The organism is Providencia sp., from assembly GCF_052096715.1.
In the GTDB taxonomy this organism is placed as follows: Bacteria; Pseudomonadota; Gammaproteobacteria; order Enterobacterales; family Enterobacteriaceae; genus Providencia.
The window spans coordinates 1-13,646 of the sequence record NZ_JBQDNB010000019.1 but is presented as its reverse complement, the minus strand read 5'-3'; the positions used below and the strand labels follow the sequence as shown (position 1 = coordinate 13,646).

Genomic DNA, 13,646 nt, shown 5'->3' with positions numbered 1-13,646 from the left:
ATGACGTCATCAATGAGTTATTTTTGAAAAATTGATTTAATGATGGGTTTCCATTCCAGCCAGCCACACACCAATTAAGGTATCCGCGCCAGAAAAGTGCCCCACTTGAAGTAATAAACGCACCGCCTGTGACAATTTCATCGGCTGCGTCAATGCGGTTGCTAATGTTTGCAATGGTGTAGAAAATATTCCCTGAGAAGCAAACTGCAAATAATTCACGCTAATCAGGGTGGTTAATAGCTCTAATGAAGGTGTATCTTGAAAAAAAGGCGGTGATTTATGGCTATCAGTACGCTCATCTAAAAAACTGACTAATAGCATCCCAATTAAAATATCGTCGTAACTTGGCGTTAATCCGGGCCCTTTACCAACAACCGATTGCCAGTTAATACTATCTCCACGACGCCAACGCTGAAAATTAGCACTAAGCACCTGAAGCTCTCTAGGAACCGTTCCATTAGTGACTTGAGATAACATGCCATGCAGTCCACTTTTTGCTTTGGACTGCCTTAAAATATCCCATAAGGACACCATCACCGAACTCGAAAGCTTCTGTGGCAAAATTTTCAATGAGACCCGATTTTCAGGGGCTTGCAATTGCCAATTACGCCCAATAATCACATCTTTTTGATATTCAATACATTCACTTTCATCTTCAAATATCACCTGAAAATCTCGTTCGGATACCATCCACCCCATTGGACTCAAACCACGTCCGTGACGATGTAAAGTCAATAGATCACCTGAAGGAGTCAAAAAATTGAGTGCGTGATTAAAGCGTCCAATGCCACGCAATATCCCAGTATCCTTTGGCAAATGTTCGCTAACTGACAACGCTTGCATTATCATTTTTCAATCTCCTTCAGCGTGATAAGTTGATGATTTATTCGGTAATACCCAGCTTTTTGGACAGTGCAATAATAGCTTTTTCAAAACAGGCAATTGGCGCTCTCACCGTTCCAGCCCCAATTTGGCCAACCCCTGCATCTTTATGTGCAATACCCGTATTAATCAGTGGTGTAATACCCGTTTCAACCACGCGGCGCGCATCTAAACCAATACATGCGCCTTGGAAATCCCAAGTTGGAATTTGCAACATCATATTGTGCTCTAAATAGATTTCAGCCATCTCATCGGAAACATCCAGCGCAGCACTCATGCCGCCACTCGCGCCAACAAAACGTGTCACACCCGGCGCGGCAACCATTGCGGCACCTCCGATGCCGAATGCTTCGGTAATTGCACTGTCACCAATGTCCGGATTCGCATCCGCTTGGCTATAGCCTGAGAAAAACAATCCTTCTGGCGTGTTGACAGGAGCCGTAAACCATTCATCACCCATCCCACTGATCTTGACCCCAAAATTCTTACCATTGCGCGTTAAAACAGTCACAATTGTGCCTTGTTTAATTTCTGCGCCTGCATCCATCGCTGATTTACAGTAAGCCATCGCTAAATTCAGAAAAAATTGATCTGTAAGACTTAAAAAATGCAGCACACTTTGCAGCTCATCTTTGTCGATATCTAGCGAACTCATAATCGGCGCTAGCTGTCTTAGCAGCAATGCAGAGGTTGCGATATTGCGTTGGTGAAACTCATCACCCATGGTGATGCCTTGAGCCATCATCGCGGTTAAATCAATGCCATCGTCCAAAGTCTGCAATGTTTTTTTCAACACTGGCGCTAATGAATCACGCATCCAACGTAAACGTGTTTGCACATCTTCGCCGTATGCACCAAATCGCATCACCTTGCCTATACCTTCATTCATATTGCAGTAGGCATAGTTACCATGAGTCATATTCTTTACAACCAACATTGGCATATTGGCAGAGGTGATCCCCCCCATTGGCCCAACGGCTTTCACGTTGTGACAAGGAACAAACTCAATCTCATCGTTATTTAACATCTTGAGTGCTTGTTCTTCTGTATCAGCCCATTGCTCGAATAGACAAGCCCCAATACAAGCTCCTCGAACTGGACCACTCATTTCATCCCAAGTGACAGGCGGCCCCGCATGTAACAGCTTTTTACCTTTTTGTAAGGCCGGAACCACGACTTTTGCCGGTTCAACACTTTGCCAGAAAGGACGAGCGGCACGAATACGTTCAATTACTGCGGCGTTTGCTTCTTCAATCGTTGAGTACATATCCAAACCCTTATTTCAATTTTTTCAGAATATTAGCTAGTTTTTGATTACCACCAGCAATAGGCGCCCATTGATAATGAACAACGGGGATCTCATTGGCTTGCAAGTCGTCAGCAAAACTGCGAACCCCAGCATTAATTACTGAGACGCTTTGCAATATTTGATGTTCTTGTTGAGGAAAAGCGGGAATTGAAGGTGAGATAACAGCACAGGCAAGGGTCACCGCTTCAGGAAGTGAATTCATCACCGCAATACCTGCCTCTTCTAAATAGGTAATTTGCGCTGAGCGTACCTGAGGGTCTTGTTCTGTTCCCGTTACGGTTGCAATAACCGCAATAGGGGCATTAGTAGGTCGTTTCTCTTTTAGTGATATAATTTCTTTTGCTAATGTCTGAGCAGAATCAATCTGCGCACCATAACCAATCACCACATCAAGCAATAACACCCCAATCTCGGTTTTTTGTGCCAAACTCGCGATTTGCTGATTACGCGTTGATGGGTCAATCATGGGATGAGGCTTACCTTGCGTATAAAAATCATCACCTAAATCAATAATTTTATGACCGCCCTCATTTAGCATCATACCTTGATAGTGCGCTGCATCGGTTTGTAAGCCTAACTTAGTCGCGAGTAGCATCGCACATTCTGCTGCTAGAGTTCCCCCCGCATACAATCCAGCAATTTTTTTACCGCGACCTTGAGGTTGAATTTTAGCTGCCGCTTGTACACGCCCTAACATTGCAGCGATACGCGCCGTTTCATCCAATGTTTCCGTAAAATAGAGGTTACCATCTTGTCGAACCTCTGGAGTGGTTCCCAGAAAAAGGGCAACAACAGGCTTACCTTGCGCCCTAAGCTTTTCAATAACATTGGCACGGATCTCTTTTGCCGGCGGCTTAGAAACAAAAGCAATCACATCACTGTTTGAGTCTGTTGCTAACAAATCAATTGCCGTCATCGCACTGATGCCGCCAATCTCTGCGGTCAAATCACGGCCGCCTAAACCAATTGCATGAGTGATCCCTTGACCCGCAAGGGTAATTTGAGAGATAAGCTCTTGAATACCCGTTCCTGAAGCGCCAATAATCCCGATATTGCCCTGTGGCGCGACATTAGAAAAAGCCAAGGGAGCGCCAGCTAAATAGGCGGTTCCACAATCGGGTCCCATCACAATTAAGCCTAGTTTACTTGCCTTGATTTTTAAATTTCGTTCGTCCTCAGGTGTCACGTTATCTGAAAACATCATCACATTGCAGCCATCATCTAAGGCTTGATTGGCAAGCTCTGCGGCAAATTCGCCTGCAATAGAAATGAGAGCAATATTTGCATCCGGCAATTTGCTTTTCGCCATCCGCCAGCTACGCGCACGTTGAAGTTTTTTTCCTTTTTGTTGCTGTCCTTGGGCTATTTCTTTTAGCGATCCTTCAAGGGCAATCACGATTTCATCTACAATTGCGCTATCTTCCGATTCAGTTTTAATGGCAACACAAATATCATTCGGAGTGGCTTCATCAAATGATGAATGCCAAAAACCAGTAGCCTCTAGCAATGATTTATTTGCAGGCGTTCCCATCATGACTGATATTTCAGATACATTTGGAGATTCACTTAATTTTCGAGATATCAGCATAAGACTCACTGAATCTTGGAAACTCCCTTTTTTTATGAAGGCATGGACCATAATAATATCCTTAAGACAACATTTTATTAGGCGGAATTTTATTTACTTAATATTCGATAAAAAAGTAAATACATATTTATATTGAAAAACAAAATTACAAATTAAAGAGAAAAATAAGTTGAGAATGGTCACATTTTATATATTGTTAGAAATTACTTTAAAATAAGCATGGCATTGAAAGAAAACATCTCAATTAAATGACTATTTAAGACATTCTAATAATTGTATGTTGATTTATGGAATTTTTAATAAAATCAGATAAAAATAACCTAGATCACATTTATTCCAAATTTAGTTGATACATTGATGCTAGCACCGAGTTTTATTAAACTTCGAAAACACTAAAGGGTTATTTAAGTATGAAAGTTTCTAAAGAAAAACTCCACCAGCTTATCGCTAATAAAATTCATGCCGCAGGTTTATCTGAAGAACATGCAAGTATTGTTTCTGACGTGTTAGTTCATGCTGATGCCAAAGGAATTCACTCCCACGGAGCAGTACGTGTTGAATATTATTCAGAACGCATTTCTAAAGGCGGAACCAATAATTCACCTAATTTTACTTTCGAAAAAACCGGCCCTTGCAGCGCAGTTTTTGATGGTGACAATGGCGCAGGCCATGTTGCCGCAAAACTCAGTATGGATGAAGCCATTAAAATGGCAGAAGAAAACGGTATCGCCGTCGTGGGCATTCGCCGCATCGGTCATAGTGGCGCGTTATCCTACTTTGTTCAGCAAGCCTCAAATGCAGGCATGATCGGTATCTCAGTCTGTCAATCCGACCCAATGGTGGTCCCTTATGGGGGCGCTGAGCCATACTACGGTACTAATCCAATTGCATTTTCTGCTCCCGGTGAAACCGATAATATCACTTTTGATATGGCCACCACGGTTCAAGCATGGGGTAAAGTACTCGATGCTCGCTCTAAAAATGCAAAAATACCTGACACTTGGGCAGTAGATAAAGACGGTAATCCAACCACTGACCCATTTGCAGTTACAGGTTTAGTACCAATTGCAGGCCCTAAAGGTTATGGCTTAATGATGATGGTCGATATTTTATCCGGCGTTCTATTAGGGCTACCTTTTGGTAAACATGTGAGCTCCATGTACCATGATTTAACACAAGGAAGAGAGCTCGGGCAATTACATATTGTTATAAATCCAGCCTATTTCACTAACCCTGTGATGTTCCGTCAACATATTAGCCAAGTGATGCAAGAATTGAATGCCGTTAAACCTGCACCTGGTTTTGAAAAAGTACTTTATCCAGGGCAGAACAGCTTAAATAGAGAAAAACAAAGCGAAGCTAATGGTATCGAGATTGTAGACGAAATTTATAATTATTTAATTTCTGATGATATTTACCAAAAGTCTTACAACAATAAATCTCCCTTTGCTAGCTAACTAAAAAATAGGGATAAATTAATTAGTCGGTATCTCTTCTGCAAATATTTAATTTCAAGATTTAGCTTAAGATAATATCGGTATTACTTTCCCTGATCACTGGCATCCGGTAATTAGGGAAAGACATTTCAAATAATAACGTACCGCAAAACCTATTAATTACTTTAGCTTATGAGAACAAATATTGCTGTTTAGTGACAACACTAGCTGTCTGTTACTACAGCACACAGTATAAAAATCACTAACTGGTGAGTTTATGAAGAACTTTACACATGAAGTTCAAGAAACTTCAAATTGGTTATCCAAGCATGGTGCTGTTAAAAATAATGGCATGACACGCCTGCTTTATACGCCTGAATGGATTAGCGCCCAAAAAGCATTAAAAAATGCCTTTGAACATTCAGGATTAAATGCATATTACGATGATATCGGTAATTTATTTGGCCAAATTAAAGGCAGTAAATATCCCGATCAAGTCATACTCTCAGGCTCGCATATTGATACCGTCGTCAACGGCGGAAACCTTGATGGCCAATTTGGTATTGAAGCCGCTTATATTGCCTTAGACTATTTGCAAAAAACCTATGGACAACCATTACGAACGTTAGAGGTTGTTTCCCTAGCAGAGGAAGAAGGTAGCCGGTTTCCCTATGCCTATTGGGGGAGTAAAAACGTAGTAGGCATCGCTAAATCTGAGGATGTAAAATCCATTTCAGATGCTGAAGGGATTAATTTTGTTGATGCCATGACAGCTGCGGGCTTCCAATTTCGTCCCGCTCATCAACCTATTCGTAATGATATCAAAACATTTGTCGAACTACATATTGAGCAAGGTAATGTTCTTGAGCGAGAGCAAACTACAATTGGAGTCGTTAATAATATTGTTGGACAACGACGCTACAGTATTACGTTAAAAGGTGAAGCAAACCATGCAGGCACCACACCGATGGGATATCGCAAAGATACTATCTGCGCATTTAGTCGTATCTGTTTTGAATCAACTGAAAAAGCAAAACAATATGGCGATCCGTTAGTACTTACTTTTGGCCGTGTAGTGCCGCACCCCAATACCGTTAACGTCGTTCCCGGACAAACTGATTTCACCCTTGATTGTCGTCATACCGACAAACAAATATTAGTCCAATTCACTGAAATTATTGAAAACGATATTCAGCGTATTTGCCAAGAAATGGGGATTACGGCTGAGATAAATTTGTGGATGGATGAAAGCCCAATCCCCATGAATAATGAACTGGTTGAGTTTGTTAAGACTATTTGTGAAGAAAATAAATATAGCTACAAAGTCATGCATAGTGGAGCAGGCCATGACTCACAAATTTTTGCACCACACATTCCTACCGTCATGATGTTTGTACCGAGTATTAATGGTATCAGCCATAATCCAGCAGAAGCGACGAAGCTCGCCGACCTCGCTGAAGGGGTAAAATTACTCACAGAAGTTTTATATAAACTGGCATATATTGAATAGCAATATTCAATATATTCAAAAATTTATTTTCTAATTTGACTGAAATGTCATGAATAATTAAATAAGATAATAAAAAACAATTTCTATAGGAGAGTATGGTATGGGTTATTTAAATAATCAAATTGGCTATCCAAATGATATTTTAGCATCACGCGCCATTATCAAAAAAGATAATTACGCCATCATTCCACCTAATGGTGTTGTCTGCAATATCATCCCGGGATTTACCGACTGTAATGTCACTATCTTATCAACACCTAAATTAGGTGCAAGTTTTGTTGATTATCTTGTGACTCTCAATAACGAAGGCGGTAACTTAGTCGGATTTGGCGGCGGTAAGATTGAGTGCATTGTTTATGTCATCGACGGTGAAATTACCGCTTATTCAGATAAAGAAGAACATGCATTAACTCAAGGTGGCTATTTATATTGTCCCGCAGGCGTTACTTTACGCTTTAAAAATAATAATAAAGGCCAAGCCTCTAAATTATTTTTATACAAACGAGTTTATGAACCTACAGCAGGTCATAAAGCTCATGTCGTATGTGGTAATACCAATAAATTACCTAAAATTGATTACGAAGGCATGCATAATGTACACCTTCAAGATTTACTGCCGAAAGATCTCGGTTTTGATATGAACATTCATATTCTTACGTTCCAGCCAGGCGCAAGCCACGGCTATATTGAAACTCACTACCAAGAACATGGGGCGCTGATTTTAACTGGCCAAGGTATGTATAACCTAGATAATGACTGGGTTCCGGTGAAAGAAGGCGACTATATCTTTATGGCATCTTATGCACTTCAGGCCGGTTACGCGGTTGGCGATAAAGAATTTAGTTATATTTACTCAAAAGATTGTAATCGAGATATTGAGCTCTGATTGATTATTTTATCAAAGTTAGATAAAAGGCATTTTATAAAAAATGCCTTTCCTTTACGTATTTAATATCTAAATATTTAAATTTCATTCTTAATTTAAGTTTATTAATATTTCATCTTTAACATGAAAGGATTCCCTATGCTATTAATTAAAAAATTCATTCTTCCATTAACGTTACTCTTAACGTCAAATTATGCTTTCTCCAATCAAACTTATACTATTGATGAACTCAATAGTATGTCAGCGGATAACTATGAAAAATCTCTTTCCGCTATTTTTGAAGATACCACTTGGCCTATCGTTGAAGCCGCAAAACAACGACCATTTACAGGCTTTGTTGATATGTATATCGATATTGTCAACGTAGTTGAAAATGCAGGAACCGATAAACAGTTAGAGCTGATTCAGTCTCATCCTGAACTTGCTTGTAAGACTTTGCGTAATAACGACATTGCATTGCTATCTCAAGGAGAACAATCAAGTGCAGGATTAAATGAATGTACTGAAACTGAGGCGAAAGAATTAGCACAACTTAACGAAACTTATCGCCAAAAATTTGGCTTTCCTTTTTTATTAGCTGTAAAAAATGCGACGAAGGAACAAATATTCGCCTCAGCTAGAGCGAGAATGCAAAATAAAAAAGAAACAGAACTTAATATTGCTATGCAACAAGAATATAAGATAGTTTTATTTCGTCTTTTAGATCAAGTTAAATAAAATATTAATTTATGTTTCCAATAGTAAAAAAAATGATAAATTAAGATAGAATTGTTTATTCACAAGTACTACGAATAAAAAGTTTCATTTGAAACATATATATTAATACTCTCAGTGTTAGTGTAACAAACAATTTCTATCTCACTAAAATAATGCCCAATATAAGATATCTACCCCAACAGTACTTGTGAAATTTAATATTATACAATGAATCTCAAACAAACAAATTCAGCATAAAACACCATTTAAAATAAAAACAAAGGCTTTATAATCCGCAAAAAACCACTTTGTCACTCTTATCCTGCGTAGTTGAAATAGGTAGTATCTATTGAAATACTAATATCCATTAGTCATAAATATTGGAAATGACATGATTAACCTTGTTTAATACGCGTCAGAAACACCTCATATATATTTATATATATTTCACTGGGAATGATTTTATGTTGAATTCCATATTTAAATAATATTATTCTCCTACATCAATATTATCTGGAGTAGGAATGACAAATAATTTACAACTTGAAGATGCAGAAGTGTCTATTTACATTGGCCAGTTTTTAAAACTCCGTAGAAAAAAAGTTGGCCTTACTGGAGCACAACTCGCCTCTCGACTCAGCATTAGTCAGCAACAAGTTTCTCGCTATGAACGGGGCATAAATGCACTTACCATACAAGGCCTTTTAGATATTTTACAGGCTCTGGACTTAAGAAAGCATGATATTGACGAGTTTGTTAAAAATATTTTTAGTTTTTATTTCGTTAATTTCAATACAGAAGCTAAGTTGATTCATTAATGTTCAAATATAAATAAAACATTATTGATTAATTTAGGCTCGGGGGGATTACCCCCCTCCCTTCCCATTTCCCATTTCCCATTTCCCATAATAAAAAATATCAAAATCTAATGACTATAGTTCTTTAATTCACTCATCTAAGGCCACATTAAAATATTAGCGTATGCTTTTTTTTTCAAATAAGTGTTTTCAATCCTTAAATATCAATAAATTATATACCTACTTTACTACCCGTTTTCCGACACCCTCTTCAATTATCTCAGTAAACAGTACAATACGTATTCACGCTTAGTTTTTCCGTTCATAAAGCAAACCGCTATAATTAGATATTGAACATTGCTATGATGAATCAAACTGGGAAATATTCTGATGGAGATGATAATGCCTATCCAGCGTGAAACGATCTTAAGCCATGCCTTAAACCAACTGGAAAAACAAGGTTTATCCGCATCAACGGAAAACCTACTGAATGAAATTGAGCCTGATTTCGCGACCATTCGCCAGTTTTGGCCAGATGATGAAGCCCTTATCTATGATTGCTTGCGTTTTCATGGGCAACAGATTGAAACATGGCAACGCCAAACGCTCCTTGATGAATCGCTGAGTCCTCAACAGAAGCTAACAGAACGTTACCAACAACTGAGTGAAAAGGTCAGCGAAGAGCGTTTCCCTGGCTGTCTGTTTATCTCAGCTTGCAGCTATTACCCTGACTCAGACCACCCTATTCATCAACTAAGTCGCTTACAAAAAGATAATTCATTTCACTTCACAAAAGAGTTATTAGATGAGCTTGATATTGAAGATTCAGAATTAGTCGCTAACCAGATGGAGTTAGTTTTAGAAGGCTGCCTTAACCGCCTTTTGGTTCAGCACGACATAAAAGATGTGCAGATTGCTCAACATCTTTCTGAAGATATTTTAGCCATTGCGTTATGCCGTAAAAAAGGCGCATTGAGCTAAAAATCATCGTCAGCGCGTTAAACGGTCAAGTTTTGTCGAAAAAGAAAACACTCAGTCAGTAATTAAGGTTTTTTATTAAAAATCCATTGACGTAAACAGCCTAATACGGTTTAATGCGCCCCGTTGCCCGGATAGCTCAGTCGGTAGAGCAGGGGATTGAAAATCCCCGTGTCCTTGGTTCGATTCCGAGTCCGGGCACCACCTTATTATCAACAGACGTCAATCGACGTCTGTTTTTGTTTGTAGCGCCCGCTAAAATCAACACTCCTCTAAAGTTTCAACTCTACTGAATTCAACTCGATTCTACCCACATCAACCCCATTGCGTGGGTACAATTGCGGGTATACACTAGTTCGATAGAATTTTGTACCCATTTTATCCCTCAGGAAGCTCACTATGGCTCTAACTGACGCTAAAATTCGGGTCGCTAAACCCGACGTAAAATCCTACAAATTAACCGATGGTGCAGGATTGCACTTATTGGTTCACACTAATGGTTCTAAGTACTGGCGTTTACGCTATCGTCACTTAGGTAAAGAGAAAACCTTAGCATTGGGTTTATACCCTGACGTTTCTTTATCTGAAGCAAGGCTTAAACGCGATGAAGCGAGAAAGCTGATCACTGACGGTATTGACCCCTGCGAGCAAAAGCGTGTCTCTAAAGCTGTTACAGATACCAACCTGTCTTTTGAAACAATTGCAAGGCAATGGCATGCCAGCAATAAAAAGTGGTCTGAATCACACAGCGAAAAGGTTTTAAAGAGTTTAGAGTCGCATGTATTTCCTTATATTGGACTACGCGATATCACCACCCTCAAAACCCCTGACCTGCTTATTCCTATTCGCGCTGCGGAAAGTAAAGAGATTTATGAGATAGCGGCTCGTTTGCAGCAACGTATCGCTGCTGTAATGCGCTATGCTGTGCAATCCGGTATTATTGGTTATAACCCTGCCATTGATACCGCGGGGGCTGTGACGACGGTACAGCGCCAACACCGCCCTGCTCTTAATCTAGACCGACTCCCTGAACTTATTGCCCGTATCAATGCTTATAAAGGGCAACCCGTCACTCGTTTAGCCGTGATGTTGAATTTATTGGTTTTCATTCGCTCGAGTGAACTTCGTTATGCTCGTTGGTCTGAAATTGATTTTGATAAAGCATTGTGGACTATTCCCGCAGAACGAAAACCTATACCCGATGTTAAGTTTTCGCACCGAGGTGCTAAAATGCGTACTCCGCATTTAGTACCACTCAGCCAACAAGCTATCACTATATTGAAAGAAATCTGGGCATGGACGGGTGAGCACGAACTCATTTTAACCGGCGCGCATAATCCCTTTAAGCCCATGAGCGAAAATACAGTCAATAAAGCCTTGCGCGTCATGGGTTATGACACTAAAACGGAAGTTTGTGGTCATGGTTTTAGAACTATGGCTTGTAGTTCGTTAATTGAATCAGGGTTATGGTCTAAAGATGCAGTAGAAAGGCAAATGAGCCACCAAGAGCGTAACTCTGTGCGTGCAGCTTATATTCATAAAGCAGAACACATTGATGAACGTCGATTGATGGTGCAATGGTGGGCTGATTATTTGGATGTGAATAAAACGAAGGAGGTTTCGCCTTTTAGCTTTGCGAAAATAAGTAGTTATACTTGAGTTTAATTGAAATTAAAAAATTTTAGAACAAACTGAATAAGATCTTAGGAATTAAAATTATATATTAATCAGCACCCTTATTTTAGAGGGTGCTTTTATAAGAATAAGTTTATTTTTTACTATTTAAAACATTCGCCAATTCTTTTTTAAATACTAAGACATCACTCATTTTCACTTTACCATGGCGATTTCGTATAGGTAAATTTAAACCTTCTAATTTACATGTCGTTCGATATAACATAGCTAAGTACTCACCTTTAACACCAATATATAAAGCGAATGAATCTATATCAATATTCATAATAATAACCAGTAGTTAAAATTTATCGTAGCCTAAAGGATTTTGAGACTGCCAACACCAACTATCATCTACCATATCTTGCACTGAATATTGTGCTTTCCAACCTAAATCTTTATAGGCTTTATCAGGGCTAGACCAACATTCAGCAATATCACCAGGGCGACGCGCGACAATCTCATATTTAATTGGTTTATCTGACGCTTTTTCAAATGCGGATATGATTTCTAATACGCTAGTACCTGTGCCAGTTCCCAGATTATAGGTATGCAATCCCGCTTTTGTGCTTACTTTATTTAAAGCGGCAATGTGACCATCAGCTAAATCCATCACGTGAATATAGTCACGAACGCCAGTACCATCGGGTGTTGGATAATCATTACCAAACACCATAACTTTAGGATGGCGACCAACAGCAACTTGGGCAACATAAGGCGCTAAGTTATTTGGGATGCCTTGAGGGTCTTCTCCCATAGTGCCCGATGGATGTGCGCCAACAGGGTTAAAATAACGCAATAGTGTTAATGACCAATCATTTTGGGCAATATATAGGTCGGAGAGAATACGCTCAACCATATACTTGCTTGTTCCATATGGATTAGTTGTTCCACCAACTTTGGATGCTTCAGTTAATGGAACTTCTTCTGGATCGCCATAAACTGTCGCCGAAGAGCTAAAAATTAAGCTTTTCACACCCGCTTTTTTCATACTTTCGACTAGCACCAAAGTACCGTTAACATTAACGTCATAATACTCAATCGGTTTTTGTACTGACTCACCCACTGCCTTTAGCCCAGCAAAGTGGATCACTGAACTGATTTGATGCTGAGCAAAAATAGTATCAAGAATGCGGCTGTCGCGTACATCTCCCTGATAAAAGGTTGGTCTAGTACCCGTGATAGCTTCAATTCGGTTGAGTACTTCAAGGTTCGCGTTATGTAGATTATCTAAGATAATCGGTTGCATACCTTGCTCAATCATTTGTACACAGGTATGGCTGCCAATGTAGCCCAGACCGCCAGTCACTAAAACTTGAGAGTTATCCATCATAACGTCCTTATCTGATTAATATTTATAAATCTAGTATTTATAAACTTAGTATTCATAAACATAGTTATAGTCATCTGAACGCGCATCGATACCATTGAGGATCACACCAGTAATTTCAATATCATTTTGTTTGAAACGTTTGATTGATAGCTCAATATCTTTAACTGTGTTCACACCATAGAACGCAATCAGTAATGAAGTACCGACGTATTTACCGATAATGGCTGAGTCAGTAATGGCTAAGATAGGTGCGGTATCAATGACTACAATGTCATACTGAGCTTTTACTTTATCGAGTAGCTGTTTAAAACGCTCGCCCATCAGTAATTCAGAGGAGTGGGAAACGTTTTTACCACGACAAATCACATCAAGGTTTTCAATCACGTTTTCATGAATTGTCGGAGACGTCATATCCTTTTGAGATAGATATTCAGACAGCCCTATTTTATTATTTAAGCTAAAGGCTTTGTGAATACGACCTTTACGTAAGTCAGTATCGATTAATAAGACTTTTTTACCTGCATTGGCTAATACCACTGCCATATTTGAGGTAACAA

13 protein-coding genes and 1 tRNA gene are annotated in these 13,646 nt (G+C 39.3%); 8 read left to right on the top strand and 6 right to left on the bottom strand.

What is annotated here, in order from left to right:
* Window positions 1-36 precede the first annotated feature (36 nt).
* Genes ACTH6U_RS14380 through fdrA form a run of 3 tightly spaced genes read right to left on the bottom strand, consistent with a single transcriptional unit; the run spans window position 37 to window position 3,830 of the window.
* Complete coding sequence (locus ACTH6U_RS14380; protein ID WP_294109258.1) at window positions 37-849, bottom strand: DUF2877 domain-containing protein; 813 nt, start codon at window positions 847-849, stop codon at window positions 37-39.
* A 34-nt stretch (window positions 850-883) separates the two neighbouring features.
* Window positions 884-2,149 (bottom strand): DUF1116 domain-containing protein, encoded by a 1,266-nt coding sequence (locus tag ACTH6U_RS14375; RefSeq protein ID WP_441832482.1) that lies wholly within the window; start codon window positions 2,147-2,149, stop codon window positions 884-886.
* Between the two features lie 10 nt (window positions 2,150-2,159).
* A complete protein-coding gene (gene fdrA / locus ACTH6U_RS14370) occupies window positions 2,160-3,830 on the bottom strand; it encodes an acyl-CoA synthetase FdrA (RefSeq protein WP_294109242.1) in 1,671 nt (556 codons plus the stop codon).
* Window positions 3,831-4,189: 359 nt separating this feature from the next.
* Between fdrA and allD the strand changes: the two genes are divergently transcribed.
* From allD to ACTH6U_RS14330, 8 genes are all read left to right on the top strand, one after another.
* Entirely contained in the window at window positions 4,190-5,236 is a 1,047-nt protein-coding gene (allD, locus tag ACTH6U_RS14365) for an ureidoglycolate dehydrogenase (protein WP_294109236.1), read from the top strand.
* Between the two features lie 256 nt (window positions 5,237-5,492).
* A complete protein-coding gene (allC, locus tag ACTH6U_RS14360; RefSeq protein ID WP_441832481.1) occupies window positions 5,493-6,725 on the top strand; it encodes an allantoate deiminase in 1,233 nt (410 codons plus the stop codon).
* 100 nt (window positions 6,726-6,825) lie between these two features.
* Window positions 6,826-7,611: a (S)-ureidoglycine aminohydrolase gene (gene allE / locus ACTH6U_RS14355; protein ID WP_336431505.1), complete on the top strand. Its 786-nt coding sequence runs from the start codon at window positions 6,826-6,828 to the stop codon at window positions 7,609-7,611.
* A 138-nt stretch (window positions 7,612-7,749) separates the two neighbouring features.
* Entirely contained in the window at window positions 7,750-8,328 is a 579-nt protein-coding gene (gene uraD, locus ACTH6U_RS14350) for a 2-oxo-4-hydroxy-4-carboxy-5-ureidoimidazoline decarboxylase (RefSeq protein WP_434719821.1), read from the top strand.
* Window positions 8,329-8,831: 503 nt separating this feature from the next.
* Complete coding sequence (locus ACTH6U_RS14345; RefSeq protein WP_294109212.1) at window positions 8,832-9,125, top strand: helix-turn-helix domain-containing protein; 294 nt, start codon at window positions 8,832-8,834, stop codon at window positions 9,123-9,125.
* 387 nt (window positions 9,126-9,512) lie between these two features.
* Window positions 9,513-10,085: a division control transcriptional repressor DicD gene (gene dicD, locus ACTH6U_RS14340; protein WP_441832505.1), complete on the top strand. Its 573-nt coding sequence runs from the start codon at window positions 9,513-9,515 to the stop codon at window positions 10,083-10,085.
* Between the two features lie 125 nt (window positions 10,086-10,210).
* Window positions 10,211-10,286 (top strand) — tRNA-Phe (locus tag ACTH6U_RS14335).
* 195 nt (window positions 10,287-10,481) lie between these two features.
* Complete coding sequence (locus tag ACTH6U_RS14330) at window positions 10,482-11,741, top strand: tyrosine-type recombinase/integrase (RefSeq protein WP_068440560.1); 1,260 nt, start codon at window positions 10,482-10,484, stop codon at window positions 11,739-11,741.
* Between the two features lie 109 nt (window positions 11,742-11,850).
* Here the strand turns inward: ACTH6U_RS14330 and ACTH6U_RS14325 are convergent, their stop codons facing one another.
* From ACTH6U_RS14325 to ACTH6U_RS14315, 3 genes are all read right to left on the bottom strand, one after another.
* Window positions 11,851-12,042: a hypothetical protein gene (locus ACTH6U_RS14325; protein WP_068440557.1), complete on the bottom strand. Its 192-nt coding sequence runs from the start codon at window positions 12,040-12,042 to the stop codon at window positions 11,851-11,853.
* A gap of 15 nt (window positions 12,043-12,057) precedes the next feature.
* Window positions 12,058-13,086, bottom strand: coding sequence for a UDP-glucose 4-epimerase GalE (gene galE / locus ACTH6U_RS14320; protein ID WP_441832504.1), 1,029 nt, complete (start codon window positions 13,084-13,086; stop codon window positions 12,058-12,060).
* A 48-nt stretch (window positions 13,087-13,134) separates the two neighbouring features.
* The coding region (locus tag ACTH6U_RS14315; protein WP_441832480.1) for a polysaccharide biosynthesis tyrosine autokinase at window positions 13,135-13,646 on the bottom strand (512 nt) is incomplete at its 5' end.

Bases quoted from the DNA above. Each gene is read 5' to 3' on its own strand.
- ACTH6U_RS14380 (WP_294109258.1), bottom strand. From the start codon at position 849: ATGATAATGCAAGCGTTGTCAGTTAGCGAACATTTGCCAAAGGATACT.
- ACTH6U_RS14375 (WP_441832482.1), bottom strand. From the start codon at position 2,149: ATGTACTCAACGATTGAAGAAGCAAACGCCGCAGTAATTGAACGTATT.
- fdrA (WP_294109242.1), bottom strand. From the start codon at position 3,830: ATGGTCCATGCCTTCATAAAAAAAGGGAGTTTCCAAGATTCAGTGAGT.
- allD (WP_294109236.1), top strand. From the start codon at position 4,190: ATGAAAGTTTCTAAAGAAAAACTCCACCAGCTTATCGCTAATAAAATT.
- allC (WP_441832481.1), top strand. From the start codon at position 5,493: ATGAAGAACTTTACACATGAAGTTCAAGAAACTTCAAATTGGTTATCC.
- allE (WP_336431505.1), top strand. From the start codon at position 6,826: ATGGGTTATTTAAATAATCAAATTGGCTATCCAAATGATATTTTAGCA.
- uraD (WP_434719821.1), top strand. From the start codon at position 7,750: ATGCTATTAATTAAAAAATTCATTCTTCCATTAACGTTACTCTTAACG.
- ACTH6U_RS14345 (WP_294109212.1), top strand. From the start codon at position 8,832: ATGACAAATAATTTACAACTTGAAGATGCAGAAGTGTCTATTTACATT.
- ACTH6U_RS14330 (WP_068440560.1), top strand. From the start codon at position 10,482: ATGGCTCTAACTGACGCTAAAATTCGGGTCGCTAAACCCGACGTAAAA.
- ACTH6U_RS14325 (WP_068440557.1), bottom strand. From the start codon at position 12,042: ATGAATATTGATATAGATTCATTCGCTTTATATATTGGTGTTAAAGGT.
- galE (WP_441832504.1), bottom strand. From the start codon at position 13,086: ATGGATAACTCTCAAGTTTTAGTGACTGGCGGTCTGGGCTACATTGGC.